This window comes from Pseudomonas sp. NFACC10-1 (assembly GCF_900119195.1).
Taxonomy (GTDB): Bacteria; Pseudomonadota; Gammaproteobacteria; order Pseudomonadales; family Pseudomonadaceae; genus Aquipseudomonas; species Aquipseudomonas cerasi.
This window is the reverse complement of record NZ_FPJB01000001.1, coordinates 646,329-670,926: the sequence shown is the minus strand read 5'-3', so window position 1 is coordinate 670,926 and position 24,598 is coordinate 646,329. Positions and strand designations below refer to the sequence as shown.

At 58.5% G+C, this 24,598-nt stretch carries 29 protein-coding genes; 9 read left to right on the top strand and 20 right to left on the bottom strand.

What is annotated here, in order from left to right; genetic code table 11:
• The 6 genes from pheT to thrS all read right to left on the bottom strand — a co-directional run bounded on the left by pheT (position 1) and on the right by thrS (position 6,642).
• Positions 1–2,379: a phenylalanine--tRNA ligase subunit beta gene (pheT, locus tag BT119_RS02795; protein WP_003367021.1), complete on the bottom strand. Its 2,379-nt coding sequence runs from the start codon at positions 2,377–2,379 to the stop codon at positions 1–3.
• A 27-nt stretch (positions 2,380–2,406) separates the two neighbouring features.
• Entirely contained in the window at positions 2,407–3,423 is a 1,017-nt protein-coding gene (gene pheS, locus BT119_RS02790; protein WP_003367019.1) for a phenylalanine--tRNA ligase subunit alpha, read from the bottom strand.
• Positions 3,424–3,527: 104 nt separating this feature from the next.
• Entirely contained in the window at positions 3,528–3,884 is a 357-nt protein-coding gene (gene rplT / locus BT119_RS02785) for a 50S ribosomal protein L20 (protein WP_002553161.1), read from the bottom strand.
• A gap of 29 nt (positions 3,885–3,913) precedes the next feature.
• On the bottom strand, positions 3,914–4,108 hold the full coding sequence (gene rpmI / locus BT119_RS02780; RefSeq protein ID WP_002553160.1) for a 50S ribosomal protein L35: 195 nt from the start codon (positions 4,106–4,108) through the stop codon (positions 3,914–3,916).
• Between the two features lie 60 nt (positions 4,109–4,168).
• On the bottom strand, positions 4,169–4,720 hold the full coding sequence (gene infC / locus BT119_RS02775) for a translation initiation factor IF-3 (protein ID WP_170846037.1): 552 nt from the start codon (positions 4,718–4,720) through the stop codon (positions 4,169–4,171).
• A complete protein-coding gene (gene thrS, locus BT119_RS02770) occupies positions 4,720–6,642 on the bottom strand; it encodes a threonine--tRNA ligase (protein ID WP_072364725.1) in 1,923 nt (640 codons plus the stop codon). The genes infC and thrS overlap by 1 nt, the downstream gene beginning before the upstream one ends.
• A 349-nt stretch (positions 6,643–6,991) precedes the next feature.
• On the opposite strand from thrS, the gene BT119_RS02765 reads away from it, so the two are divergent.
• Together BT119_RS02765 and BT119_RS02760 are read left to right on the top strand one after the other, a co-directional pair.
• Positions 6,992–7,297, top strand: a complete 306-nt coding sequence (locus BT119_RS02765) for a hypothetical protein (protein WP_072364722.1) — start codon at positions 6,992–6,994, stop codon at positions 7,295–7,297.
• A 295-nt stretch (positions 7,298–7,592) separates the two neighbouring features.
• Positions 7,593–7,805: a cold-shock protein gene (locus tag BT119_RS02760; RefSeq protein WP_003315566.1), complete on the top strand. Its 213-nt coding sequence runs from the start codon at positions 7,593–7,595 to the stop codon at positions 7,803–7,805.
• 65 nt (positions 7,806–7,870) lie between these two features.
• Here the strand turns inward: BT119_RS02760 and BT119_RS02755 are convergent, their stop codons facing one another.
• The gene (locus BT119_RS02755; protein ID WP_072364719.1) at positions 7,871–8,212 is read right to left on the bottom strand and encodes an I78 family peptidase inhibitor; all 342 of its coding nucleotides are present in this window, start codon (positions 8,210–8,212) and stop codon (positions 7,871–7,873) included.
• A 310-nt stretch (positions 8,213–8,522) separates the two neighbouring features.
• On the opposite strand from BT119_RS02755, the gene BT119_RS02750 reads away from it, so the two are divergent.
• Positions 8,523–8,717 (top strand): hypothetical protein, encoded by a 195-nt coding sequence (locus tag BT119_RS02750; RefSeq protein ID WP_003367008.1) that lies wholly within the window; start codon positions 8,523–8,525, stop codon positions 8,715–8,717.
• A 22-nt stretch (positions 8,718–8,739) separates the two neighbouring features.
• Here BT119_RS02750 and BT119_RS02745 read toward each other — a convergent pair whose 3' ends face one another.
• The 8 genes from BT119_RS02745 to BT119_RS02710 form a co-directional block, all read right to left on the bottom strand.
• Positions 8,740–9,765, bottom strand: a complete 1,026-nt coding sequence (locus tag BT119_RS02745) for a nucleoside hydrolase (protein ID WP_003319093.1) — start codon at positions 9,763–9,765, stop codon at positions 8,740–8,742.
• Positions 9,766–9,931: 166 nt separating this feature from the next.
• Entirely contained in the window at positions 9,932–10,336 is a 405-nt protein-coding gene (rbsD, locus tag BT119_RS02740) for a D-ribose pyranase (protein WP_003350274.1), read from the bottom strand.
• Positions 10,333–11,253 carry a ribokinase gene (gene rbsK / locus BT119_RS02735; protein ID WP_044308301.1) on the bottom strand — a complete coding sequence of 307 codons (921 nt, stop codon included), beginning with the start codon at positions 11,251–11,253 and terminating at the stop codon, positions 10,333–10,335. The genes rbsD and rbsK overlap by 4 nt, the downstream gene beginning before the upstream one ends.
• Before the next feature lie 30 nt (positions 11,254–11,283).
• Complete coding sequence (locus BT119_RS02730) at positions 11,284–12,300, bottom strand: LacI family DNA-binding transcriptional regulator (protein WP_060707595.1); 1,017 nt, start codon at positions 12,298–12,300, stop codon at positions 11,284–11,286.
• Position 12,301: 1 nt separating this feature from the next.
• Positions 12,302–13,294 carry an ABC transporter permease gene (locus BT119_RS02725; RefSeq protein ID WP_003366998.1) on the bottom strand — a complete coding sequence of 331 codons (993 nt, stop codon included), beginning with the start codon at positions 13,292–13,294 and terminating at the stop codon, positions 12,302–12,304.
• Positions 13,291–14,844 (bottom strand): sugar ABC transporter ATP-binding protein, encoded by a 1,554-nt coding sequence (locus BT119_RS02720; RefSeq protein ID WP_003366996.1) that lies wholly within the window; start codon positions 14,842–14,844, stop codon positions 13,291–13,293. The genes BT119_RS02725 and BT119_RS02720 overlap by 4 nt, the downstream gene beginning before the upstream one ends.
• 53 nt (positions 14,845–14,897) lie before the next feature.
• A complete protein-coding gene (locus BT119_RS02715) occupies positions 14,898–15,857 on the bottom strand; it encodes a sugar ABC transporter substrate-binding protein (protein ID WP_003366993.1) in 960 nt (319 codons plus the stop codon).
• Between the two features lie 193 nt (positions 15,858–16,050).
• Entirely contained in the window at positions 16,051–16,275 is a 225-nt protein-coding gene (locus tag BT119_RS02710; protein ID WP_003433005.1) for a YgdI/YgdR family lipoprotein, read from the bottom strand.
• 139 nt (positions 16,276–16,414) lie between these two features.
• Here BT119_RS02710 and BT119_RS02705 point away from each other — a divergent pair, with 139 nt between their 5' ends.
• From BT119_RS02705 to BT119_RS02695, 3 genes are all read left to right on the top strand, one after another.
• Entirely contained in the window at positions 16,415–16,666 is a 252-nt protein-coding gene (locus tag BT119_RS02705; protein WP_003366989.1) for a DUF1654 domain-containing protein, read from the top strand.
• Positions 16,667–16,670: 4 nt separating this feature from the next.
• Complete coding sequence (locus tag BT119_RS02700; RefSeq protein WP_003433007.1) at positions 16,671–17,372, top strand: endonuclease; 702 nt, start codon at positions 16,671–16,673, stop codon at positions 17,370–17,372.
• A gap of 222 nt (positions 17,373–17,594) precedes the next feature.
• Positions 17,595–17,831 carry a DUF6555 family protein gene (locus BT119_RS02695; protein WP_003366986.1) on the top strand — a complete coding sequence of 79 codons (237 nt, stop codon included), beginning with the start codon at positions 17,595–17,597 and terminating at the stop codon, positions 17,829–17,831.
• A 74-nt stretch (positions 17,832–17,905) separates the two neighbouring features.
• Here BT119_RS02695 and map read toward each other — a convergent pair whose 3' ends face one another.
• The 4 genes from map to BT119_RS02675 all read right to left on the bottom strand — a co-directional run bounded on the left by map (position 17,906) and on the right by BT119_RS02675 (position 20,370).
• Positions 17,906–18,697: a type I methionyl aminopeptidase gene (gene map, locus BT119_RS02690; protein ID WP_003433008.1), complete on the bottom strand. Its 792-nt coding sequence runs from the start codon at positions 18,695–18,697 to the stop codon at positions 17,906–17,908.
• Positions 18,694–18,951: a ParD-like family protein gene (locus BT119_RS02685; RefSeq protein WP_003366981.1), complete on the bottom strand. Its 258-nt coding sequence runs from the start codon at positions 18,949–18,951 to the stop codon at positions 18,694–18,696. The genes map and BT119_RS02685 overlap by 4 nt, the downstream gene beginning before the upstream one ends.
• An 87-nt stretch (positions 18,952–19,038) precedes the next feature.
• Entirely contained in the window at positions 19,039–19,236 is a 198-nt protein-coding gene (locus BT119_RS02680; RefSeq protein ID WP_003366979.1) for a hypothetical protein, read from the bottom strand.
• A gap of 102 nt (positions 19,237–19,338) precedes the next feature.
• Complete coding sequence (locus BT119_RS02675; protein WP_072364717.1) at positions 19,339–20,370, bottom strand: Ldh family oxidoreductase; 1,032 nt, start codon at positions 20,368–20,370, stop codon at positions 19,339–19,341.
• 270 nt (positions 20,371–20,640) lie between these two features.
• Here BT119_RS02675 and BT119_RS02670 point away from each other — a divergent pair, with 270 nt between their 5' ends.
• Entirely contained in the window at positions 20,641–21,669 is a 1,029-nt protein-coding gene (locus tag BT119_RS02670; RefSeq protein WP_072364715.1) for a FecR family protein, read from the top strand.
• A gap of 227 nt (positions 21,670–21,896) precedes the next feature.
• Positions 21,897–22,289, top strand: coding sequence for a Fe2+/Zn2+ uptake regulation protein (locus BT119_RS02665; protein ID WP_024663342.1), 393 nt, complete (start codon positions 21,897–21,899; stop codon positions 22,287–22,289).
• A 33-nt stretch (positions 22,290–22,322) separates the two neighbouring features.
• Here the strand turns inward: BT119_RS02665 and BT119_RS02660 are convergent, their stop codons facing one another.
• Positions 22,323–22,511, bottom strand: a complete 189-nt coding sequence (locus tag BT119_RS02660) for a hypothetical protein (protein WP_003366968.1) — start codon at positions 22,509–22,511, stop codon at positions 22,323–22,325.
• 249 nt (positions 22,512–22,760) lie between these two features.
• On the opposite strand from BT119_RS02660, the gene BT119_RS02655 reads away from it, so the two are divergent.
• Complete coding sequence (locus BT119_RS02655; RefSeq protein ID WP_058397558.1) at positions 22,761–24,569, top strand: monovalent cation:proton antiporter-2 (CPA2) family protein; 1,809 nt, start codon at positions 22,761–22,763, stop codon at positions 24,567–24,569.
• The last annotated feature ends 29 nt before the right edge of the window (positions 24,570–24,598 follow it).

Here is a 24,598-nt window from a genome sequence, read left to right as displayed (position 1 = left end):
CTACTTCCTTAACGTGGCGTTTAACCTCTCCTCAAGCGAGGTGAGGATAGCAAGTGTCGTTGCGTTTACCTCATCGTCATTAAGAGTGCGTGATGGATGCTGCCAGGTCAAGCCGACTGCAAGGCTTTTTCTATGCGGATCAATGCCTTTACCCTGGTAAACATCAAATAACCTGAGGTCTGTGAGCCACTCGCCTGCATTTTCACGAATAACGTCCAGAACCGCACTGGCCGAAACATCCCGATCAGCCAGCAGTGCCAGGTCGCGGCGCACTTCAGGGAAGCGCGACAGCTCGTGGAATTTCGGCAGACGGCCGGTGGACACTTCCGCCAGAACCAGCTCGAAAACAAACACGGGACGATCAAGCCCCAGGGTTTTCGACAATTCCGGGTGAATGGCGCCCAGGAAACCGACTTCACGGCCATCACGCTCGATGCGAGCCGTCTGACCTGGGTGCAAGGCAGGATGCTGCCCCGGCGTGAAGGTGAACTCGCCCAACGCACCGGCAAAGCCCAGCACGGCTTCAACGTCAGCCTTGACGTCGAAGAAATCGACTGCATCGCGACCTTGCGCCCAGCCTTCAGGCAGGCGGCTGCCGCAGACAACGCCGGCCAGCATCGGCTCTTGCTTCAAGCCGTCGAGCTGACCGACGAAGCGCAGGCCGCTTTCGAACATCCGCACACGATCCTGCTGACGGTTGAGGTTGTGCTGCAGCGCCTTGACCAGACCAGGCCACAGCGAGGCACGCATGGCTGCCATGTCATTGGAGATCGGGTTAGCCAGCAGCAAGGGCTTGGCGCCCGGCGTGAACAGCTCGAACCATTTCGGGTCAATGAAGCTGTAGGTGATCGCTTCCTGATAACCGCGGGCAACCAGCAGGCGGCGCAGCTCAGGCAGATCGCCCTTGGCTTCGGCCTTGGCCTGGGGAGCCAGACGGGCTTGCGGATAGCGGACCGGCAGGCGATTGTAGCCGTACAGACGCGCCAGCTCTTCGATCAGGTCGACTTCAAGGCTGATGTCGAAACGATGACTTGGCACTTCGACACGCCATTTTCCGTCGGCTTCGGCAGTCACAGCCAGGCCGAGACCTGTCAGCAGACGCTCGATTTCGGCGTTTTCGATCACCAGACCGAGCATCTGCTCGACTCGGCTGGCGCGCAACGTAACCGGAGCAATCGATGGCAAATACTGTTTGCTGACCACTTCTGTTATCGGACCAGCCTCACCACCGGTGATTTCCAGCAGCAGGCCAGTCGCCCGCTCCATGGCTTCGCGGGCCAGCTGCCAGTCAACACCACGCTCGTAACGGTGCGAGGCATCGGTGTGCAGACCATAGGAACGCGCCTTGCCAGCCACCGAGATGGTGTCGAAGAAAGCACTTTCCAGGAAGATGTCACGAGTACCGGCAGTTACGCCGCTGTGCTCGCCACCCATGACACCGGCGATTGCCAGCGCGCGCTGGTGATCGGCAATGACCAGCGTGTCGGCACGCAGGCTGACTTCCTGACCGTCGAGCAGAACGAGCTTCTCGCCCTCCTCGGCCATGCGTACACGAATGCCACCGTTGATTTCGGCCAGATCGAAAGCATGCAGAGGCTGCCCCAGCTCCAGCATCACGTAGTTGGTGATATCGACAGCGGCATCGATGCTGCGCACGTCAGAACGACGCAGACGCTCGACCATCCACAGCGGAGTCGGACGCGACAGATCGACGTTGCGGATGACGCGGCCCAGGTAACGCGGGCATGCAGCCGGAGCCAATACTTCGACCGGGCGCACTTCATCGTGCACAGCGCTGACAGCAGCGATCTGCGGACGGGTGACGTCAGTGGCGTACAGCGCACCGACTTCACGCGCCAGACCGGCCACCGACAGGCAGTCGCCACGGTTAGGGGTCAGGTCGACCTCGATGCTGGCATCGTCCAGGTTCAGGTAGACACGAATGTCTTCACCGACTGGCGCATCGGCGGCCAGCTCCATCAGGCCATCATTGCCCTCGCCGGCCTGCAACTCGGCAGCCGAACACAGCATGCCGTTGGACTCGACGCCGCGCAGCTTGGCTTTCTTGATCTTGAAATCGCCCGGAAGCTCGGCGCCGATCATGGCAAATGGAATTTTCAGGCCCGGACGCACGTTTGGCGCACCACAGACAACCTGAAAGGTTTCGCTGCCATTGCTGACCTGACACACACGCAACTTGTCGGCATCGGGATGTTGCTCGGTGCTCAGCACCTCACCCACCACCACGCCGCTGAAAACGCCGGCGGCCAGCGTCACGCTGTCAACCTCAAGACCGGCCATCGACAGACGAGCAACCAGCTCGTCGCGGGAAACCTGCGGGCTTACCCAGCCGCGCAGCCATTGTTCACTGAATTTCATCCTGCTCTCCTGAAAGGTTCGTACGACTTAGCGAAATTGCGCGAGGAACCGCAAATCGTTGTCGAAGAACAGGCGCAAATCATTGACGCCGTAACGCAGCATGGCCAGACGCTCTACGCCCATGCCGAACGCGAAGCCCTGAAACTCTTCAGGGTCGATGCCCGACATGCGCAGCACGTTCGGGTGGACCATGCCGCAGCCCATGACTTCAAGCCAGCCAGTCTGCTTGCAGACGCGGCAACCCTTGCCACTGCACATGACGCATTCCATATCCACTTCCGCCGAGGGCTCGGTGAACGGGAAATACGAAGGACGGAAGCGCACGGCCAGTTCTTTCTCGAAGAACACCCGCAGGAATTCTTCGATGGTGCCTTTCAGATCGGCAAAATTGATGTCGCGATCAACCAGCAGACCTTCGATCTGGTGGAACATCGGCGAGTGGGTAATATCGGAGTCGCTGCGGTACACACGGCCTGGGCAGACAATGCGGATCGGCGGCTGTTGCGATTCCATGGTGCGGACCTGTACCGGTGAGGTATGGGTGCGCAGCAGCATGTTCGCATTGAAATAGAAGGTGTCATGCATCGACCGAGCCGGGTGGTGGCCTGGGATGTTGAGCGCCTCGAAGTTGTGGTAATCGTCTTCCACTTCAGGGCCTTCGGCGATGCCGTAGCCGATGTGCGTGAAGAATTGTTCGATACGTTCCAGAGTACGGGTAATCGGGTGCAGACCACCGGAGGTCTGACCGCGGCCCGGCAGGGTCACATCGATGCATTCGGCTGCGAGCCTGGCAGTCAGTTCTGCCTGCTCAAACGATGCCTTGCGCGCATTGAGAACCTCTGTGACACGTTCCTTGGCAACGTTGATCAGCGCACCGACTTGCGGACGCTCTTCAGCAGGCAGGTTCCCCAGGGTCTTCATCACCTGAGTCAACTCGCCTTTTTTGCCGAGGTAGTGAACCCGGATTTGCTCCAGGGCATTGATATCTTCGGCGCTTTGCACAGCCTCAAGAGCTTGAGAGACCAGCGCGTCCAGGTTTTCCATGTACAGACTCCAGATACAAAATAGGGGAAGAGCTGAAGGCTCTTCCCCTATCTATGACGTTTAACACCGACCCCGGAGAACCGGGGCAAGTGATTGTCGGGGACTTAGGCCAAGGTGGCTTTAGCTTTCTCGACAATCGCAGCAAACGCCGCTTTTTCGTTCACTGCCAGATCAGCCAGAACCTTACGGTCGATCTCGATGGACGCTTTTTTCAGGCCGGCAATGAAACGGCTGTAGGACAGACCGTTAACACGAGCACCAGCGTTGATACGAGCGATCCACAGAGCGCGGAACTGACGTTTTTTCTGACGACGGTCACGGTAGGCGTATTGGCCTGCCTTGATTACCGCTTGCTTGGCAACACGGAATACGCGTGAACGCGCGCCGTAGTAGCCTTTTGCAAGTTTCAGAATTTTTTTGTGACGCTTACGGGCAATGACGCCACGCTTTACACGAGCCATGAGTTACTTCCTCTATATCTTGATCAAAATTAACGAAGGCGCAGCATGCGCTCGACTTTTGCCACGTCAGACGGATGCAGCAAGCTGCTACCGCGCAATTGACGCTTACGCTTTGTCGACATTTTGGTCAGGATGTGGCTCTTGAAAGCGTGCTTGTGCTTGATGCCGTTGGCGGTTTTCAAAAACCGCTTAGCTGCACCACTTTTAGTCTTCATCTTTGGCATGTTCGGATACTCCGCATTCAGTTGATAAATATAACCGCAAGGCCTGCCGTGCCCTGGTGGTTATTTCTTCTTTTTCGGGGCGATGACCATGATCAGCTGGCGTCCTTCCATCTTAGGATGCTGTTCGACGGAACCGTATTCGAGCAGGTCACCTTCAACCCGCTTCAACAATTCCATACCCAGCTCCTGGTGGGCCATCTCACGACCGCGGAATCTCAACGATACCTTGGCCCTGTCCCCGTCACTCAGGAAACGTACCAGGTTGCGTAGTTTTACCTGGTAATCCCCTTCCTCCGTCCCTGGACGAAACTTGATTTCTTTAACCTGGATCTGCTTCTGGTTCTTCTTCGCTGCAGCAACCTGCTTCTTCTTCTCGAAGATCGATTTGCCGTAATCCATCACACGGCAGACCGGAGGGACTGCGTCGGCAGAAATCTCTACCAGATCCAGCTTCGCCTCTTCGGCAATACGAAGCGCTTCATCAATCGAGACGATGCCAATCTGCTCGCCGTCAGCGCCAATTAAACGAACCTCGCGGGCCGAGATATTTTCATTGATCGGGGCCTTGGGTGCAGCTCGTTTATCTTGTCTCATTTCACGCTTAATAATAATTACTCCGTATCTTGGCGACCACGCCGGGAAACCGCTTGTGCGAGGAATTCAGCGAATTGGGCGACCGGCATCGAGCCAAGGTCAGCGCCTTCACGTGTACGCACAGCGACAGTTTGCATTTCAACCTCCCGATCTCCAATCACGAGGAGATAAGGAACCTTGAGCAAAGTATGCTCACGGATTTTAAAGCCGATCTTTTCATTTCTCAAGTCAGACTTGGCACGAAACCCGCTTTCAGCCAGAGTTTTTTCCACTTCGAGGGCAAAATCGGCCTGTTTGTCAGTGATATTCATGATCACTGCCTGGGTGGGTGCCAGCCAGGCCGGAAACGCGCCTTCGTAATGCTCGATCAGAATCCCGATGAAACGCTCGAAAGACCCGAGAATTGCGCGGTGCAGCATGACCGGATTCTTACGGCTGTTGTCTTCCGACACGTACTCGGCACTCAAGCGTATCGGCAGATTGAAGTCCAGCTGCAAGGTGCCGCACTGCCATACCCGACCGAGACAATCCTTGAGGGAGAACTCGATTTTAGGACCGTAGAACGCGCCCTCGCCCGGCTGCAGGTCATAAGGCAGACCTGCGCTGTCGAGTGCGGAAGCCAGCGCCGATTCGGCACGGTCCCAAAGCTCGTCGGAGCCTACACGCTTTTCAGGGCGAGTGGACAATTTGAGTTCGATATCCTTGAAGCCGAAATCGGCATAGACATCCAGCGTGAGCTTGATGAACGCGGCGGACTCAGCCTGCATCTGGTCTTCGGTACAGAAGATGTGTGCATCGTCCTGAGTGAAGCCACGCACGCGCATGATGCCGTGCAGGGCACCCGACGGCTCGTTACGGTGACAGGCACCGAACTCGGCCAGACGCATCGGCAGCTCGCGGTAGCTTTTCAGGCCCTGATTGAACACCTGCACGTGGCAAGGGCAGTTCATCGGCTTGATCGCGTAGTCGCGGCTTTCGGACTCGGTGGTGAACATGTTGTCGGCGTAGTTGGCCCAGTGCCCGGATTTTTCCCAGAGCGAGCGATCGACCACTTGCGGGGTCTTGATCTCGAGGTAGCCGTTTTCACGCTGCACTTTGCGCATGTACTGCTCGAGCACCTGATACAGGGTCCAGCCCTGTGGGTGCCAGAAGACCATGCCCGGCGCTTCTTCCTGGGTATGGAACAGGCCAAGACGCTTGCCGATCTTGCGATGGTCGCGTTTTTCGGCTTCTTCGATGCGCAGAATGTAGGCCGCCAGCTGCTTCTTGTCAGCCCAGGCAGTGCCGTAGACACGCTGCAGCTGCTCGTTTTTGGCATCGCCACGCCAGTAGGCGCCAGACAGCTTGGTCAGCTTGAATGACTTCAGGAAACGCGTGTTCGGCACGTGCGGACCGCGGCACATGTCGACGTATTCTTCGTGGTAATACAGGCCCATGGCCTGCTCGTTCGGCATGTCTTCGACCAGACGCAGCTTGTAATCTTCGTGACGGGCGGTGAACACCTCTATCACTTCATCGCGCGGGGTGACTTTCTTGATGACGTCGTAATCTTTTTCGATCAACTGCTGCATGCGCTGCTCGATCGCCGCCATATCGTCAGGCGTGAACGGGCGCTCGTAGGCGATATCGTAATAGAAACCGTCGTCGATCACCGGGCCGATGACCATTTTTGCAGTCGGATACAACTGCTTGACCGCGTGCCCTACCAGGTGCGCGCAGGAGTGACGGATGATTTCCAGTCCTTCCTGATCCTTGGGGGTGATGATCTGCAGGCTGGCATCGTTTTCGATCAGGTCGCAGGCGTCGACGAGCTTGCCGTCGACCTTGCCGGCGACGGTGGCCTTGGCCAGACCGGCACCGATTGAAAGCGCGACATCGGCTACGGAAACCGCATGATCGAATGAACGTTGACTGCCGTCGGGAAGAGTAATAGTTGGCATGGCGCCTCCTCTCCTAGTGGTGACCCCTACCAAAGGTCACGTGGGTTGGGATGAGCCAGTACGTGATCCGGTGGTATGCCTGCCTCACAGTGGCAGGAGCCTTGGGGCCAACCTTGAACCGGACCAGATGACTGGAATGTACGAAAAACCTGCCTGCGCGGCACCGAAAGGCATTGGCCATGGGGCGCTTGAAAATAACAGGACGCGCATCCTAACACAGCCAGACCGGCCGGGATGCACATCCACGCAAATGAAATGGAATTGGCACACCACCTGAACTGGCAGGCTTCATGGGCGTCAGAAACCATCGAGACCCCGAACGTTTTTTCCAGCAATCAAGGAGAACACCATGAAGTTTTCACGCCTGACCAGCCTCCTCCTCTGCAGCGCCGCCATTATCCCTCTGGGTGCTCACGCCGCAATGGACGGAACGACACGCGCTACCTTCACTCAGGAATGCGTGGCTGCGGCCAAGAAACAGGGGCTGGATGACAAGACCGCAACGACTCACTGCGAATGCGGTGCAAAACAGGTGGACAGTCATTTTACCGACAAGGAAATAGCCTCACTCAAGGACACCAAGACAGCGCCACCGGCTGCATTGACGGGAAAACTGCAAAAACTGGTCGCAGAGAACTGCACGGCGACAAAATAATCATTTTTTTCAGCCGGGGTAAAACGCGCACGACGGGCACTGATAGCAGTTGGCCCAGCCCCTTCTGAAAGCCATTGAAATCATGGCGTTAAGCGCTATTGCCACAGCCCGTTCAGTACCGGGTCTGGCACGCCGGAGGGCGCTTTGCGGAGTATGGTGAACTGCATATACGGGACCTTTACGCAAAGCGCCCACCTTAATAGCTGTTTTTTTGCCCATTTCGACTATGATAGCCCGGTGTGCCCAGTTGGCCTGAGCAGCACGTTACTGAAAATTATGTTTCTGGAGATACACCATGTCTAATCGCCAAACCGGCACCGTAAAATGGTTCAACGATGAAAAAGGCTTCGGCTTTATCACTCCACAAGGTGGCGGTGACGACCTGTTCGTACACTTCAAAGCAATCCAGAGCGACGGTTTCAAAAGCCTGAAAGAAGGCCAGACCGTTACTTTTGTTGCTGCTAAAGGCCAGAAAGGCATGCAAGCAGAAGAAGTTCAGGTGGCCTGATTCACCTGACACAAAAAAACCCCGTCACTGACGGGGTTTTTTTATGCGCGGAAGAAAGTATCGGCTCAACCGCAATTGATACGGGTCACCTTCCCCGACGCATCGGTGTTGACGTTTACCCGCTCGGACCGGTATTCCAGCGTGACCATGTCGTCAGGACCGAGAATGCGCGCATCCTGCGAACCGGAACGGGTGCGGACTTGAGAAAGGAGGTCTATGGAAGCCTGCTTGCCGACAGCGAACTGGGCAAGCCCTGCATCACAACGGCCAGATATCGCGTTGCTGGCGGGCGCGTCGACCTTGACGGGCGCCTCAGCACTGGCACTGCTATCCGAAGCCGTACTGCTGCAGCCTGCCACCAATGAAGCCACGACCACAAAACCCAATGTTGCGAATTTCCGGGGCATACACCCTCCTCTGCCAATGAACATTTCCAGACCTGTCCGACCGCGCTAAGGCGCGTTGGTTGCACGGTCCGTGCCGACATGCCTTGTGTAACCTGTTGATCTGCCTGGACCGGGAGTCTGCCTTGGCATGACACAGGGCGCGCGAAGAAATCGTCACAAAACGTTTATCGCCGATGCGCATTGAGGCGGGCTATCAGGATCATATGTAAGTAGGAGTGTCAAAATGCGCACGGGATGGTTTACTGCCAGAGACACAAGCGCCGGGAAGCGAGCAGCGTGTGCGTGACCCTTCACTGGAGATCAGACAGACATGACAGCCATAACCCTAGACGCAGACATCAAGGCCAGATGGCCTCAGGGCCACTGCTCGCACAGCCCCGGGAATCCGGAAGAACTGATGATCATCGCAGTTGACCTGCTGATCAAGGAACTGGGCACCGAGGGTGCCCGTGCCTTCATCAGCCAAGTGCTGAGCCGCTACGCCACGGCAGGATTGCCCGCCTGATACGCGGCTTCAGAATGCGTGATTATTTGAGGCGCGCCAGACGCTCGGTCAGCAGATCGAAGAACCCCTGAGCGTCGCCGTTCTCGACCCAGAATACGTTCTGCGGCTGCTTGAGTGTGCCGTACCAGTCGGCCACTGTCTGACCGAAACCGATACCCTCACGGGTGTCCACTGCGACGTTGATCTGCCGTCCGGAAAACAACTCAGGCTTGAGCAGCCAGGCAATCACGCTGGCATCGTGTACCGGTCCGCCGGGCAAACCGTAATGCTCCATGTCCAGCTTGACGTATTCATTGAGAATGCCGTCCACCAGCTTGCCCGCATTATTGCCCAGTGCGGCGATCTGCTTGAGGCGCTGTTCACTGGTGAGAATCTTGTGGGTCACGTCCAGCGGCACGTACGTCAGCTTCACACCACTGGCCAGAACGATCTGCGCGGCGTGCGGGTCGGCGAACAGGTTGAATTCGGCAACCGGAGTGATATTACCGCCGTTGAAATGCGCGCCACCCATGACTACCACTTCCTTGATGCCCTGGGTGATTTCCGGAGCCTGCACCAGCGCCAGCGCCAGATTGGTCTGCGGGCCGAGCATGGCGATGGTGATGCTGTGCGGCTTGGCCTTGCTCAGGGTGCGAATCAGGTAATCGACGGCATTGCCTTCGGCCAGCCCCTTGGCGGGCTCATGCACGGGTACACCCGGCAGGCCTTCCTGACCGTGAACGTTCTCGGCATAGATTGGTGTACGCACCAACGGCTTGGGCGCACCGGCATACACAGGCACCTCTTCGCGCCCGGCCCATTCCCGCGCCAGCCTGGCGTTACGCGAGGTCTTGTCGAGGCGCACATTACCAGCCACCGTGGTGATAGCCATCACGTTCAGCTCTTCAGGTGACGCCAGCGCCAACAATAGCGCGACGACATCGTCCGCACCTGGATCGGTATCGATGATCAGATCGCGCTTTTCAGCCGCCTGGACAGCGGCAGTACCGAGGATGGACAAGAGCAACGCTCCACGAATGAACTGTCTGGAAAACTGTATCAATGTCATATGAAACTCCCTTTCTTGAATAACTAGGCTTTTTGCGAAAAGTCGGCGAGCGAAGGTCAGGCAAGGCAAAAACAGGCGAGGAAGCGGAGTCTACGTGTTGTAAATGAGCATTCCGAGCCTGTTTTTAACGCAGCATCACCGAGCGCAGCCACTTTTTGCACATAGCCTAGAAGACGACTCCGGACACCAGCGCCACATTACTGTACGGCTGACATTCTCCGGTACGGATGATTGCCTTGGCCTTGCGACTCAAGACCTTGAGGTCTTCATGGCTTATCCAGCGTTGTTGCCCCAATTGGTCGTCCAGATTCAGGCTTTCGATCACCTGCAAAGCAGGCGGCTTGATCTCGGCCATCTCGTTGGCCAATACGTGGCTTTCAACCTGCATTTCACTCAGCACGACATCCAGCACACTGATGAAATCCGGCACACCGCGGGTCAGCGCGAGGTCGATCAATTCGACGCCCGCCGGTACTGGCATGCCGGCGTCGACGATCATCAGGATGTCACCGTGACCCAGCGATGCAATCACGCGGGACAGGGCAATATTGAGTAGCGGGGTCTTTTTCATAGCGAATTGAATTCCTGTACTTCCTCGAACGTCGGGATGGACGGCTGGGCACCCGCTCGGGTGACGGAGATGGCCGCCGCAGCCTGACCGAAACGAATTGCCTGCAATTCGCCATGGCCTGCGGACAATGCCGCCGCAAAACCGCCGACAAAGGTATCACCTGCAGCGGTGGTGTCCACGGCCTGCACACGACGTGCGGGAATATGCTCAACGCCAGACGCATTGGCGAACAGGGTTCCGCGCTCGCCAAGGGTAATGATCACGTTGCGCGCGCCGGCCGCCAGCATCGCCGAAGCCGCGTTTTCAGCGGCCGCCGGTGAGTCAACGCTGACACCGGTCAGGGTCTGCGCTTCGCTTTCGTTGGGGATCAGGTAGTCGATCAGGGCATACCAGTTTGCCGGCAGCGGCTCGCTGGCCGGCGCAGGATTGAGAATGACGGTCTTGCCCAGCGCACGTGCGCGGGCCAGGGTATGGAAAACGGTCTCGGTCGGCACTTCGAGCTGGCAGATGACGATTTGCGAATCCGCCAGCAGCGCATCGAAGCGCTCGATCAATGCCGGACTGAGCCGACCATTGCCACCGGCCACGATGACAATAGCGTTCTGGCTGTTGGCGTCGACCACGATCGAGGCGATCCCGGTGGACACACCCTCAACGACGGTCACCGCCTGGCAATCGATATGCTCGGCCAGCAGCGCCGCACGCAGTTGCTCACCGTAGGCATCAGCCCCGACACAACCGATCATCGCTACGCTGGCACCCAGACGTGCCGCAGCAACCGCCTGATTCGCCCCCTTGCCGCCCGGCACGGTATCAAATGTTTCCCCGCTCAAGGTCTCGCCGGGACGCGGCAGACGCTGGGCGCGGATGACCAGATCCATGTTCAGACTGCCCACTATCACTATTTTTGCTTGCATGGCTCATTAATCCGTTGCTGCGCGTGCGCGTCATTCGTTGGACAAAGTAGTGGGCGCTGCCGTGGACTCGCGCACCACGACGCTGGGCGTCACGAGTCTTTTTTCGGCAGGAAGCCCATGGGGTGTGGCGATTCTGCTCAGCAGCATTTCTGCGGCGGTTTCGCCCAGTTGCATGATCGACTGCCCCACGGTGGTCAGCGCCGGATAAACATAGCGACTCATCTGGATATCATCGAAACCGATCACCGACAGGTCCTGAGGTACGCGAATCAAGCGCTCGGCGGCGGCGCGCAATACGCCGATGGCAATGACGTCGTTGCCGGCAAAAATCGCCGTTGGCGGATGCGCTGCCAGAAGCTGACACGCTGCCTCATGACCGGCAGAGCTGGTGAACTCACTGTGCGCCGCCCATTCGGCCCGCACCTGAACGGACGCCTGCTGCAGGGCGCGCCGGTACCCCGCCAGACGCATCTCGGCCACTGTGCTGTGTAATGGCCCGCCGATGCAGGCAATGGCGCGATGCCCGAGGTCCAGCAAGTGCCGAGTCGCCAGATAAGCGCCCTGCTCATGGTCGATACGGATCATGTCGGCATCGATACCGTCCAGTTCCCGGTCAACGATCACCAACGGCGTACGAACCTCGGCAAGGCCACCTGCAATACCGGCATCGCCACCCACCGAAGAAACAATCAGACCGTCGACACGCTTTTCCAGCAGCACGCGCAGATAGCCACGCTGTTTCTCCGGATTATCATCGGAGTTGCAAAGGATCACGCAAAAACCGTTGCGCTCGCAGTAATCCTCGATGCCCCGCGCCAACTCGGCGAAATACGGGTTCATGCCGTTGGGAATCAACAGGCCGATGGTCGAGGTGGTCTTGGCCTTCAGCGAACGCGCCACTGCACTGGGCACATAATCGAGCTGTGCAATGGCGGCTTCGACCTTTAGCCTGACAGGCTCGCTCACCGGCCGGGTCTTGTTCAACACGTGGGAAACCGTGGTGTACGAGATCCCCGCCAGGGCCGCGACATCCTTGATGGTTGCCATATCAGCCCTGGCGCCGAGCCCGATGGCTGCGATAGGTGTCCAGTACCACAGCGATCACAATCACCGCACCGGTGATGATCCGCTTGGTCGGCTCGGTCGCACCGATCTGCGCCAGGCCTGCGGCCAGCACGGAAATGATCAGCACACCGAAAAAGGTGCTGATGATCGAACCGCGTCCGCCCATCAGGCTGGTGCCGCCGATCACCACGGCTGCAATGACCTGCAGTTCAAGCCCGGCGCCGGCATTCGGATCGGCCGCTTCCAGCCTGGATATCTGGAACAATGCCGCGACACCGGCCAGCAGCCCCATCAGCGAGAACACCAGAATCTTGTAAGGCTTGGGATTGATACCCGCCAGACGCACGGCCTCTTCGTTGGTGCCGATACCGATCAGGTAGCGACCGAAAACGGTCCGGGTCAGTACTGCCTGAGCGACGAAGATGATCAGCAACGCGATGATGAAGGACGGCGCAATGCCGAAGGCAATCGGATCGGACAGCCAGGCGAACGAATCACCGATGTAGGCGGTACGCGAATTGGTCATCTGGTAGGCCGCGCCACGGGCCATTTCCAGCACGCCCAGAGACACGATGAACGAAGGGATGCGCCAGGCGACCGTGATCGAACCGGTGACCGTACCCGCCAGCGTCGCACAGGCAATGCCCAGCAGCGCCGCCGGAAACACGCTCCAGCCCCAGCCGAGGATTGCCACACTGACCGCCGAAGCGGCCAGGGCCAGCACCGAGCCGACCGACAGGTCGATGCCGCCAATGATGAGGATCAGCGTCATGCCGACCGACAGCACCATCAGGTCCGGGATCTGGTTGGCGAGCATGCTGAAGGTCTGGTAGGACAGGAAGTGATCGCTGAGCAGCGAGAACAGCACAATCATCACCAGCAACGCACCGGCCAACCCGATGTAGGTACCCAGACCAAAGTAGTTGCCGCCGCGACGGACTGGCACAGTCAGCGTCGGAGAAGGAGTATTTTTCATGAGTCGTTCCTGGGCGCCGCATCATTGAGCAGCGCGTCACGTTTCTGATAACCGGCGAAGGCAGCGGCCAGCAATTGGTCCTGGGTCCAGCTGTCGCGTTCGAACGTGTCGATCAGGCGACCGGCAGACAGCACGCCGATACGATCACAGATCAGCATCAGCTCGCGCAGATCACTGGAAACCACCACCAGCGCCCTGCCCTGACGGGTCAATTCGGCCAGCAGCGCGTAGATATCGAACTTGGCACCGATGTCGATGCCCCGTGTCGGCTCGTCGAACAGCATCACCGTGCAGTCACGTTCCAGCCAGCGACCGATCACCACCTTCTGCTGATTGCCACCCGACAGCTCGGAGACCAATTGGCCCGGACTGGAGCTGCGAATGCGCATGGCCGCTACCTGGCGCTGCGCCAGCTTCAGCTCGTCGTCGCTGTTGACCATGCCCGCGCTGGAAATCGAATGCATGTTGCCCAGCGCAATGTTGGCGCTGATCGATTGCGACATCAGCAGGCCTTCGCTCTTTCGGTCTTCCGTGATCAGCGCGATACCCTGCTCCACCGCGTCGGCTGGCGAGCGAATGCTGACTTTCCGCAGCGGCTTTCCGACTTCGATGTCACCGCTGTCGGCAACGTCTGCACCGTAGATCAGGCGTAACAACTCGGTACGCCCGGCACCGATCAGCCCGGAAATACCGAAGATTTCACCTCGACGCACGTCGAAGGACACATCCTGAACCTTGCCGGCGCGATTGAGCCCCTTGACCGACAGCGCCACCTCACCAATCTGCCGGGCGCCCATGTCGATATGCTCGCCGAGCTCACGGCCGACCATCAGGGTCACCAGTTGCTCACTGTTGTATCGGGCAATCGGCTCGACACACACCAGCTTGCCGTCGCGCAGCACAGCGATGCGCTGGGACACCCTGGCCAGCTCTTCAAGCCGATGGGAGATGTAGATGATCGAGACGCCACGTGCCTGCAGCCGTGTGATCTGCTCGAAGAGCATTTCCACTTCGCGCGAGGTGAGCATGGCAGTGGGTTCGTCGAGAATCAGCACGTGACAGTCGCCGATCAGGTTGCGGGCGATCTCGACCATCTGTTGGTGGCCGATCCCCAATTCGCCGACCAGCGTGTCGGGATCAATGGCGTCCAGCCCCACTTGGGCCATGGCCTCGATCGCGTTTTCGCGCAAGCGCTTGCGGTCGATCCAGCCGGCCCTGCGTGGCAGGTCATGAAGAAACAGATTTTCGGCCACGGTCAGGGTCGGCAGCAGGTTGAGCTCCTGCATGACCATGCGAATGCCGAGTTTTTCGGCCTGGGTACGACTTGCAGGCTGATAAGGCTGGCCCTGGAACTCCATGTTTCCGGTGGTAGGGGTTACCAGCCCGCCGATGATTTTCGACAAGGTGCTTTTACCGGCACCGTTTTCCCCGGTCAGGGCGAGCACTTCGCCACGCATCAACGTCAGGTCGACGTCACCAAGTACGGGCTGTGCGTAGGTTTTGCCGATGCCACTGACCGAAAGAACAGCTGTCTGAGCAGACGCTGACATACATTTCTCCCAGCGCCCGTCCTCTGCGGACGGGCACCTTTACACGGCGTGGATCAAGGTTGAGTAACGAGTTGCACCGGCGTTTCGATCACGCCCTTGTCGTTAGTGTCGACCTTCTCGCCTTTGACGAGCTTGAGGGCAGCTTCGATGCCGAAGACCGCCTGCCTGGCTGCGTACTGATCGGCCGTGGCCAGAACCCGGCCATCCTTGAGCATCGGCTTGATCGCATTGATGTTGTCGTAGCCCACGACCATGACCTTGCCAGCCTTGCCTGCCGCACGCACTGCAGAGACGGCGCCCAGCGCCATGCTGTCATTACCGGCCAGCAAGGCTTTCAGGTTCGGGTATTCGTTGAGCATCGCCGAGGCCACAGCATTGCCCTTGTCGATTTCCCAGTTACCGGACTGCGTGGACACCACTTTCATTTTCGCTTCGTCCATGGCGTCCTTGAAACCGGCGGTGCGTTGCTGAGCATTATTGGTGGTCGACACACCTTCAATGATGCCCACCTCGTCGCCAGCGGTCAGTTTCTTGGCCAGATAGTCGCCCACCAGCTTGGCACCCTTGCGGTTGTCAGGCCCTACGAACGGGATTTGCAGGTTCTTGCTTTTGAGCACGTCGACATCGAGTTGGTTGTCAATGTTGACGACCTTGATTCCGGCATCGGTGGCTTTCTTGAGCACCGGTACCAGCGCCTTGGAGTCGGCTGGTGCGATCACCAGCGCATTCACGTTGGAGGCGATCATCTGTTCGACAATGCGGATTTGCGCGGACGTGTCGGACTCATCCTTGATCCCGTTGGAGATCAGGTCGAATTCGGTGGCATGTTCTTTCTGGTAGGCCTTGGCACCGTCTTCCATGGTCAGGAAGAACTCGTTGGCCAGCGATTTCATGACCAGTGCGACCTTGGGTTTTTCAGGCGTCTGGGCATAGACGGTAGAGAGGGGCATGACTGCCGTGACGGCAGCAAACATGGCGACAGCGAGAAGGCGTCCAGCGAATGGCAGCTTCATGAGTTCATCTCCGATCTTGTGATTATTGTTCGGGCGAACGGCGCAGGATCGATGCCGGGCATCGACGCGCAAACGTTTGCGAGGAGCGAACTATGGAAAAAGCTGCAACCTTTGTCAATCCACCTGAAATTAAATCTTACCGAGCTGCCCGCCCCCGCTAGCGCGGGGAACGGGCGTCACGATCAGTCGGGTCTCACTCTTCAGGTTTGACCGTCGCTACATCATCAGCCTTGATCCGGACGGTCTTGCCGGAGATATCCTCGAACTCGTAGAAACCGTCGCGTGTCTTGGTCTTGGGCATGTCTTTGGTCACGTACTGAGTACCGTTTTGCAGCGTGACGACCGAGGGCGTGGAACAGCCTGCCAGCAGCACAACTGCCGAGGCCAGTAACGGAAATGCCAGTGACTTGATATTCATGCGTGACTCCGGAAACGTCAGGGTGTTTTTTCAAGGCAATAGTGTGCCACTTCGAGCGCTTTATCTTACATAGATGTTGCGAAAGATCCGACACTGAAATACTGTATGCCCGTACAGCAATATTCAGGGACCTTTTTCCGTGGCAAAACAAAGCGCAGCGACACCTTCCATTCCCGGCCCTTACGAGCGTATGGGCATGCGGGTACAGAAGATCATCAACTCGCCCACCGCACAGAAATCCAGGGCTGCCCTGCTCTTTCGTCAGCCAGACGAGGCAGAGGACGACTGGGCGCAACTCCTTGAAGAAATAGCCGAGAACGACAATGTCACCCTCGCCTGGCGCGACGACGGTGGCGTGCAAATATTCTGGACGTTGCCGAAGGAAGACTGACGGCATGACGTTTCGATTTCCCACACTGCTTTGCACCACCCTGCTCATCACCGCCTCATTCGCCGCCCAGGCACAAGCCCCGCGTACCTTCAGCGAAGCCAAGAAAGTTGCCTGGGGCTTGTATGCACCGCAGTCGACCGAGTTTTACTGCGGCTGCAAATACACCGGCAATCGGGTCGACCTCGCGGGCTGCGGCTATGTCCCGCGCAAGAGCGCCAAACGGGCCAGTCGTATCGAATGGGAGCACATTGTGCCTGCCTGGCAGATCGGCCACTTGCGCCAATGCTGGCAGAACGGCGGGCGCAAGAACTGCACACGAGCTGACCCGATTTACAAACGCGCCGAGGCAGACCTGCACAATCTGGTACCCAGCATCGGCGAGGTCAACGGTGACCGCAGCAACTTCAGTTTTGGCTGGATACCCGAGCAAAAGGGCCAGTACGGTTCATGCCTGACACAGGTGGATTTCAAGGCCAAAAAGGTCATGCCTCGCCCCTCGATACGCGGCATGATCGCGCGCACCTACTTCTACATGAGCAAACAGTACAATCTGCGCCTCTCGCGCCAGGACCAGCAGCTCTATCAGGCCTGGGATAAAACCTATCCGCCCCAGGCATGGGAGCGCCAGCGTAACCAGCAGGTCGCCTGTGTCATGGGACGTGGTAATGATTTTGTAGGCCCGGTAGACCTGAAGTCGTGTAAATAACGAAGCTTGATCAAAGGCCGAGCCCTCAAACGGATGAGTGCTCGGCCATTGATTAACGCGCTTGAGTGAATCCAAAACCACTTATCGGACATCTCTTAACTCAATCCATGAACGCTACGATTTTCGGTCTACTCTCTGGAATCAAAGGCGTGATCGGGAGGCCCCCTTTCGTGTATATGCCCAAAACAGTCAGGCTGATTATCACGTTAGCAGGCAGGGAAGATGAATCATCAAACGGAATTTGAAATTCACTATCAATTCAATGGCCAACCTCACTGCTTTCTGCATCAGGCAACGCAACTGTGCCAGAGCGACGCCTTGCACTGTGCGACCCTGCATGCAGGTGTCGGGACCGTGAGCGGCAATATATCCGCAGGCCCGATAGGCGTCGCAACCTTGCAGGCAAAGCGTTTTGGCGTGACGCAGGTGCATTGGAGAAGGGCTTCGCTGCAAGCCTGAAACATCGTCCTGTTCAACACAACAATGGCCTTCGAGAAGGCCGTTGTTCCTATGCATTGCCAGACACTTGCGGATCAAATGGCAGGGTAAGCGCCTGTGCCATCAGGCCACGGCGTCAGCAGCTCGAAACCGGTCGAGGTGACGGCAACCATATGCTCCCACTGCGCAGACAGTGAAAGGTCGCTGGTCAGAACCGTCCAGCCATCCGGCAGCGTCCGGGTGCCCGCCCTGCCCGCATTGATCATCGGTTCAATGGTGAACACCATGCCCGGCTTGAGCCTGAGGCCTTTGCCCTGCGCACCGTAGTGCAAAACCTGCGGCTCTTCATGGTACTTGCGCCCAATGCCGTGTCCGCAATATTCACGCACTACGCTAAAGCCTTCGCGATGAGCGACGCTCTGGATGGCGTAACCGATATCACCCAGGGTTGCACCCGGACGCACAGCATGAATACCGGCGCGGGTTGCCTCATAGGTCGTCTCGACCAGACGCCTGGCCAGGGGGCTGACCTCACCCACCAGGTACATACGGCTGGTATCGCCATACCAGCCGTCCTTGATGACCGCGACATCGATATTGACGATATCGCCTTCCTTGAGGATATCGGTGGCAGAAGGTATGCCATGGCACACCACGGCGTTCGGAGAGATGCAGGTGGTCTTGGTAAAACCGTGATAGCCCACATTCGCAGGAATCACTTTCAGCTCTTTGACGATGTATTCGTTGCAGATGTCGTCAAGCGCTTCGGTGCTGACGCCCGCCTTGACGTAAGGCGTGATCATCGCAAGTACATCGGCAGCCAGTCTGCCGGCTATGCGCAGTTGCACGAGGTCCTGTTCGGTCTTGAGACCGATAGCGCTGCTCATGAGACCGCCTTGGAAAGGCTGGAAGCCGAAAGCTCCGAGACGTTGAAGTTCGAAGCGGTCAGCACGGTCTCACCGGCATTTTCGAGACGGATCAGCATCTGGCAGATCTCGCTGTAATCCAGCGTCGGGTGCAGTTCAGCGAGCATACCGACACGCATCCAGTGCTCGGCCTGCGCATTGATCGAGCGGCTGAGCGCAACGCTGGCAGAGCGCAGATTGGCGTGCATGTTTTCGGAAATTTTTACCAGACCCATGATTCACCTCAAGTTGAATATATGAAGCATATACGCTGCGTATACTCACAATCAACCCGAGACGTGCCGTGGCTGTGATCAGCCACCTTATTCCATCGAGCCAGCCTGGCGGTATTCGCCGCCCGCGCGGGCAGCCGCGATGACTATCGACACCTCTGGCTCGTAGGCATTGAACTGGCGCAGTGCGGCCGCCAACTGGAGAAAATCCTCACGCTGCATTTCGTTGGCTGCAGAGAGCATGCGATGTTGTTGAGCAACCGGGCTTTGCGCTGACTTAAGGGACATGACAGACCTCATTCGTTCTTTACTGTTCATGCATACAGTATTTTGAACTGCGCGCCGATACAAGACCGGTCGCGACGAATGGTCGGTGAATGTGTAAATGGCTCAATGCCCCGCCAGGGTCTGCAGGCGATCCAGATCAGCCTGGGCGATGCTGATACCGTGCGCCATTGATCGAGCGCGCTCGCTGTAGCGTCGATCCCCCGGCAGACGCTCCTGCCCGGACCCATGCAGTTGCCGCACCAGTTCCTCACTGCGCTGTGCAAACGACTGACCGCTGCCCTTGTCAGGATCGATGACGATCAGCAACTGGCCGGTCCAGGGCGTCTGCGCACCGGGATGCTTCGACCAGTCGAATTCGAACGAGAAATTGCCCCCTGTCAGCCCTGCGGCCAGCAGCTCGACCATCATCGACAATGCCGAACCCTTGTGCCCGCCGAACGGCAACAACGCACCACCCTCGAGAATGGCGCGCGGCTCTTCAGTGGGCTGGCCGTCGCGATCGACACCCATGCCCGCTGGTAACAGCCGACCTTCACGTGCGGCGATCTGTACATCACCGTGGGCGATGGCGCTGGTCGCCAGGTCGAAAACAATAGGCACTCCGCCTGCACGGGGCGCGACGAAGGCAATCGGGTTGGTGCCGAACAGAGGCTGACGCGCACCATGCGGCACAACGCAGGTCATGCTGTTGACCATGCTCAGGGCAACCAGCCCCTGTTCGGCGAAAGGCTCGACATCCGGCCATAACGCAGCGAAGTGATGAGAGTTGCGGATGGCCAGAACCGCAATTCCGGCACTGCGTGCCTTGTCGATCAACAAGGCTCTGGCCGCCGCCAGTGCAGGCTGGGCAAAGCCGCCCCCGGCGTCGACCCGGACAAACGCAGCGCCGACATCCTCGACCACCGGCACAGCCTTGCCGTTCACCCACCCGCTGGCCAGCGATGAGAGATAGCCGGGAATGCGAAAGATGCCATGGCTATGCGAGCCGTCGCGCTGGGCGCTGGCGCAGTTCTCGGCCAGCACGTCGGCAACCTCCGTGCTAGTGCCGTGGGCAAGGAAGATCCGGCGCAACAGATCTGTCAGTTGCTCAAAGGAAACGGTCCGGGTCGACTGATCGGCAGGGTTGGCGCGCATCTGAAACTCCTGTTCATGGCGGTAGATCGAGAACGCTAGCGAGAACGACAAGGCGAAGACAGGTTCCGAGAGTAGCGCCGAGGACTCTGCAAAGACACTCCCCGGGCACTAACTTCATTGCGGCGGGCAGACTGCGACGGATAGTTTTCAATGAGAGCAGCTTGCATTCACCAGAAAATACGCAGCACCTTGATAGGCAATAGCCGGCAAATGTTCTCTCTCCCTGAAATCAAAGGGTAGAATGCGCCGAAGGTATAGGCCGGAGCGCCCATGAGCGACCCTCTTTTCAGCAACGCAGAACACGACGCGATCACCGATGCCGCTGCGCATTGGTGCATGCGCCTGCATGCAGAAGACTGTACCGCTGCCGAACGAAAAGCATTCGAGCAATGGCTGAAGGCCCACCCCCTGCATGCGGTCGAATACAACGCCATGCTGGAAGTCTGGGATATCACCGGGCAAATCGAACCGCTTAATCCGGCACCTGTGCGCCAAGCCCAGACTGATCGGCCCGGTCAGGTTCGGCCTCGTCGCGGTCGCCGCTGGGCAAAACTGGCCGCAGCCGCAGCGGTCGTTGCCCTGGCGCTACCGATTGCCGGGTACGTCGGCTGGCATCAAGGCTGGCTGCCTGATACCTACGAAACTTACAACGCCGATACCACCACACGCCTGGTCATGCTGGAAGACGGCAGCCGCGCCGAGCTGAACCTGGGTACCGAGTTGACCTATGCCAATTACCGGGATCGACGCAGCGTCACGCTGAAAAAGGGCGAGGCGTTCTTTGAGGTCAGCCACGACAACACCCACCCCTTTGTTGTCGACGCCGGCTCAGGCAGCATCACGGTCACCGGCACACGTTTCAATGTATGGATGTACCAGGATCAGGTACGCGTGACGCTGGTCGAGGGGTCGGTTCAGGTCACCAGTGATCGTGCACATCCTTCCTCGAACCACCCTCTCGCCCCTGGCATGCAGGCCAGCTACAAGGCGGGCGACGATGCTCCACTGATCAGTCAGACCGAAGCACGCGATACCAGCCTGGCGTGGCGCAATGGCAAGCTGATCTTCAATGATCTGCCGCTCAGCCAGGCACTGCCGCTGATCAATCGCTACCTGCAAACACCTATCCTGCTGGCGGACAGCGCAACCGGTGCCATGCGCTTGGGCGGCAGTTACAACACCCATGACCTGTCGAGCCTGCTGACTTCTCTGCCCAAGGTGCTGCCGGTTTACGTGACGCAGAATCAGAACGGCAATCCGGTGCTCAATCGCCGCACCTCCGACACACCGAAAGGCTGATCGCACTCGCAGTCTTGCCGATGCGCAGCGACTTCGACTGCGCCCACCGTCGGAACAATCTCCTCTCGCGACCGACGATTGTTCATCTAACCTCAAGCGCACAACGCTGCAGCGAGCCTGTACACGTTGAGCCGCACATTTTTTTCCGCTGATAACTGAGGTTTTGCCGAGCTCGTTCGTCTTAGTAATCGAGAGTGTTTAAAAAAAGCCTGAAAAGGAGTTTACGGATGTTCAATCGCCAAGGAATCACGACTCGCACCCTGCTGCGGCAAACCGCACTGGCTGCGCAGGCACAGTCGCCCGCTCTGGAGGCCGAGCGCCCCGGAAACGAGCACATCCGGATGCTCCTGAAAAGCTTTGGCCTGCGCACCAGCCTGGTCAGGCTCAAGGTGCTCGATGCGCTGCTGGTCTCGAGCGAGGAAGGCCATCCCCTAGGAGTGCGCGGCGTACACAGCCAGTTGCTCAGGCTCGATGTGCCGCTATCGTTTCTGAGCGTGCGCGAGGTGCTCAAGCGTCTGTGCGACGAGGGCGTGATCCACCTCAACGATGACAAGACCTACAGTCTGCACCCTCGCGCCCGGGAATGGCTGGGAGACGTCGGCAAGGACAGCGCCCAGTAAGCACAGCCCCCTTGCCGCATCGACCATCAGCGCTTAGCGCTTGACCTTGCGACGCATGATGCCGTTGAGGATCACTACCAGCACCGCCACGCTGATCGCGATGTACTGAAAGGTCTTTTCGGTGATGGCACCGGTGTTTTGCAGATGCGACAAGCCCAGCATGATCGCCAGAACGCCGAGGGCGATCAGAATCGAGTAAATCAAACGCTGCTTGTTGGTCATAACGGCTTCCTGAATGCTCATGAGCGGGCAACTGACGCTGCCTGTTTGCGCGCATATCTTACGCCGATGCGCGACGGATGGCATCGTCACCCTCTGTCTCGCCTCACTCTCCTGCACGCCCTCTCCTGCACGTTCTATTAACGACGTTGATTATCGTCATGCCGCGATGCGCGTTGCCGTGTAAAACTCCCATGCTTTAATACCGCCCCTGCTTCAACAGTGTGTTCAATTATTACCAAGGAGTTTCACATGCCCCATGAAGGCAGCCTGCTGCAGGTCGCAGTAGTGTTTCTACTCGCCGCCGTGCTGACTGTTCCGTTGGCCAAGCGGCTGAAGCTGGGCGCGGTGATCGGCTATCTGTTCGCCGGCGTGATCATTGGCCCTTCGGTATTGGGTCTGATCGGCGATACCGAGAGCGTCAGCCATATTTCCGAACTTGGCGTAGTACTGCTGCTGTTCATCATTGGCCTGGAGCTTTCGCCCAAACGTTTATGGGTGATGCGCAAATCCGTGTTTGGCGTCGGCATGGCGCAGGTGCTACTCACCGGCCTGATCATCGGCGGGGTCGCCTTCGCTGCCTTCGGCCAGTCGCTGAACACTGCGGTCATTCTGGGCCTCGGCCTTGCCCTGTCGTCCACGGCCTTTGGCCTGCAGAGCCTGGCGGAGCGCAAACAACTGAACAGCCCGCACGGCAGGATGGCGTTCGCCATTCTGCTGTTTCAGGACATCGCGGCGATCCCGCTGATTGCGATGGTGCCATTCCTGGCCGGGGCCGATCACGCGATGGACACCGGCGAAAGCATCAACCACGGCCTGCGCGTGCTGGGCAGCATTGCCATTGTGGTGATTGGCGGACGCTATTTGCTGCGTCCGGTGTTTCGTATCGTCGCCAAGACAAAAATCCAGGAAGTCTCGACCGCCACGGCCTTACTGGTGGTGATAGGCACGGCGTGGCTGATGGAACTGGTGGGGGTGTCCATGGCGCTGGGCGCGTTTCTCGCTGGCCTGTTGCTGGCCGACTCCGAGTACCGTCACGAACTGGAAGCACAGATCGAACCGTTCAAGGGATTGCTGCTGGGGCTGTTCTTTATCAGCGTCGGCATGGGCGCCAACGTCGGCCTGTTGCTCAGCTCGCCGCTGATCGTGCTGGGCCTGACGCTGCTGCTGATCGCAATCAAGCTGCCGATGCTGTTCCTGATCGGTCGCACCCTTGGCGAACTCAACAACCGCAGCGCGTTGCAGTTGGGCCTGGTACTGGCCGCAGGCGGCGAGTTTGCCTTCGTGGTGTTCAAGATCGGCAGCGCTCAGGGGCTGTTCGAGGCCGGGCTGTACGACATGCTGGTGTTGACCATCACCTTGTCGATGGCGATCACACCGTTGCTGTTCATTGCCCTGGCGCGCTGGATCAAACCCAGGATCAAGCCTGTCGAGGTGCCGGACGAGTACCGCGATATCCAGACCGACAAACCACGGGTGGTCATTGCCGGCATGGGCCGTATGGGGCAGATCGTCGCGCGTATCCTGCGCGCGCAGAAGATTCCTTTCATCGCTTTGGACACCGCCGTAGAGTCCATCGAGTTCTCACGCAGCTTCGGCAATGTCCCGGTCTTCTATGGCGACCCGCTGCGCCCGGAAATATTGCGTGCCGCCAAGGTCGATGAGGCCGAATTCTTTGTCATCGCGACCGATGATCCGGACACCAACATCAAGACTGCCGAGCTGATTCGCAAACTGTATCCGCACATGAAGATCATTGCTCGCGCACGTAACCGCCAGCATGTTCATCGGTTGATGGACCTGGGGGCTCACGCGGTTCGCGAAACGTTCTACTCAAGCCTGGAAATGAGTCGCCAGACCCTCATGGGCCTGGGCCTCAGCGAAACACAGGCCGACGCACGCATCAGTCGCTTCAAGCGTCACGACGAACAGGTGCTGGCCGCTCAGCATGAGGTGTATGACGACGACGCCAAGGTGCTGCAGACCGCCCGCGAAGCCAGGGCCGACCTCGCGCAACTGTTCGAGGCAGACCGTCTGGACGAAGAAGCCGCAAAAAGCTGACCTGCCTATACGCCGCAGGCGTGGTCTGC

What these genes read in the sequence shown, in the direction of transcription:
- BT119_RS02715 (WP_003366993.1), bottom strand. Translation starts at nt 15,857, where the DNA reads ATGAAGCTGCCATTCGCTGGACGCCTTCTCGCTGTCGCCATGTTTGCT.
- BT119_RS02725 (WP_003366998.1), bottom strand. Translation starts at nt 13,294, where the DNA reads ATGAAAAATACTCCTTCTCCGACGCTGACTGTGCCAGTCCGTCGCGGC.
- BT119_RS02710 (WP_003433005.1), bottom strand. Translation starts at nt 16,275, where the DNA reads ATGAATATCAAGTCACTGGCATTTCCGTTACTGGCCTCGGCAGTTGTG.
- BT119_RS02685 (WP_003366981.1), bottom strand. Translation starts at nt 18,951, where the DNA reads ATGGGTCTGGTAAAAATTTCCGAAAACATGCACGCCAATCTGCGCTCT.
- BT119_RS02745 (WP_003319093.1), bottom strand. Translation starts at nt 9,765, where the DNA reads ATGACATTGATACAGTTTTCCAGACAGTTCATTCGTGGAGCGTTGCTC.
- BT119_RS02700 (WP_003433007.1), top strand. Translation starts at nt 16,671, where the DNA reads ATGACGTTTCGATTTCCCACACTGCTTTGCACCACCCTGCTCATCACC.
- thrS (WP_072364725.1), bottom strand. Translation starts at nt 6,642, where the DNA reads ATGCCAACTATTACTCTTCCCGACGGCAGTCAACGTTCATTCGATCAT.
- BT119_RS02670 (WP_072364715.1), top strand. Translation starts at nt 20,641, where the DNA reads ATGAGCGACCCTCTTTTCAGCAACGCAGAACACGACGCGATCACCGAT.
- rbsK (WP_044308301.1), bottom strand. Translation starts at nt 11,253, where the DNA reads ATGCAAGCAAAAATAGTGATAGTGGGCAGTCTGAACATGGATCTGGTC.
- BT119_RS02765 (WP_072364722.1), top strand. Translation starts at nt 6,992, where the DNA reads ATGAAGTTTTCACGCCTGACCAGCCTCCTCCTCTGCAGCGCCGCCATT.
- rplT (WP_002553161.1), bottom strand. Translation starts at nt 3,884, where the DNA reads ATGGCTCGTGTAAAGCGTGGCGTCATTGCCCGTAAGCGTCACAAAAAA.
- rpmI (WP_002553160.1), bottom strand. Translation starts at nt 4,108, where the DNA reads ATGCCAAAGATGAAGACTAAAAGTGGTGCAGCTAAGCGGTTTTTGAAA.
- pheS (WP_003367019.1), bottom strand. Translation starts at nt 3,423, where the DNA reads ATGGAAAACCTGGACGCGCTGGTCTCTCAAGCTCTTGAGGCTGTGCAA.
- BT119_RS02665 (WP_024663342.1), top strand. Translation starts at nt 21,897, where the DNA reads ATGTTCAATCGCCAAGGAATCACGACTCGCACCCTGCTGCGGCAAACC.
- BT119_RS02750 (WP_003367008.1), top strand. Translation starts at nt 8,523, where the DNA reads ATGACAGCCATAACCCTAGACGCAGACATCAAGGCCAGATGGCCTCAG.
- BT119_RS02760 (WP_003315566.1), top strand. Translation starts at nt 7,593, where the DNA reads ATGTCTAATCGCCAAACCGGCACCGTAAAATGGTTCAACGATGAAAAA.
- BT119_RS02720 (WP_003366996.1), bottom strand. Translation starts at nt 14,844, where the DNA reads ATGTCAGCGTCTGCTCAGACAGCTGTTCTTTCGGTCAGTGGCATCGGC.
- rbsD (WP_003350274.1), bottom strand. Translation starts at nt 10,336, where the DNA reads ATGAAAAAGACCCCGCTACTCAATATTGCCCTGTCCCGCGTGATTGCA.
- pheT (WP_003367021.1), bottom strand. Translation starts at nt 2,379, where the DNA reads ATGAAATTCAGTGAACAATGGCTGCGCGGCTGGGTAAGCCCGCAGGTT.
- BT119_RS02755 (WP_072364719.1), bottom strand. Translation starts at nt 8,212, where the DNA reads ATGCCCCGGAAATTCGCAACATTGGGTTTTGTGGTCGTGGCTTCATTG.
- BT119_RS02655 (WP_058397558.1), top strand. Translation starts at nt 22,761, where the DNA reads ATGCCCCATGAAGGCAGCCTGCTGCAGGTCGCAGTAGTGTTTCTACTC.
- BT119_RS02675 (WP_072364717.1), bottom strand. Translation starts at nt 20,370, where the DNA reads ATGCGCGCCAACCCTGCCGATCAGTCGACCCGGACCGTTTCCTTTGAG.
- BT119_RS02660 (WP_003366968.1), bottom strand. Translation starts at nt 22,511, where the DNA reads ATGACCAACAAGCAGCGTTTGATTTACTCGATTCTGATCGCCCTCGGC.
- BT119_RS02680 (WP_003366979.1), bottom strand. Translation starts at nt 19,236, where the DNA reads ATGTCCCTTAAGTCAGCGCAAAGCCCGGTTGCTCAACAACATCGCATG.
- BT119_RS02695 (WP_003366986.1), top strand. Translation starts at nt 17,595, where the DNA reads ATGAATCATCAAACGGAATTTGAAATTCACTATCAATTCAATGGCCAA.
- BT119_RS02730 (WP_060707595.1), bottom strand. Translation starts at nt 12,300, where the DNA reads ATGGCAACCATCAAGGATGTCGCGGCCCTGGCGGGGATCTCGTACACC.
- map (WP_003433008.1), bottom strand. Translation starts at nt 18,697, where the DNA reads ATGAGCAGCGCTATCGGTCTCAAGACCGAACAGGACCTCGTGCAACTG.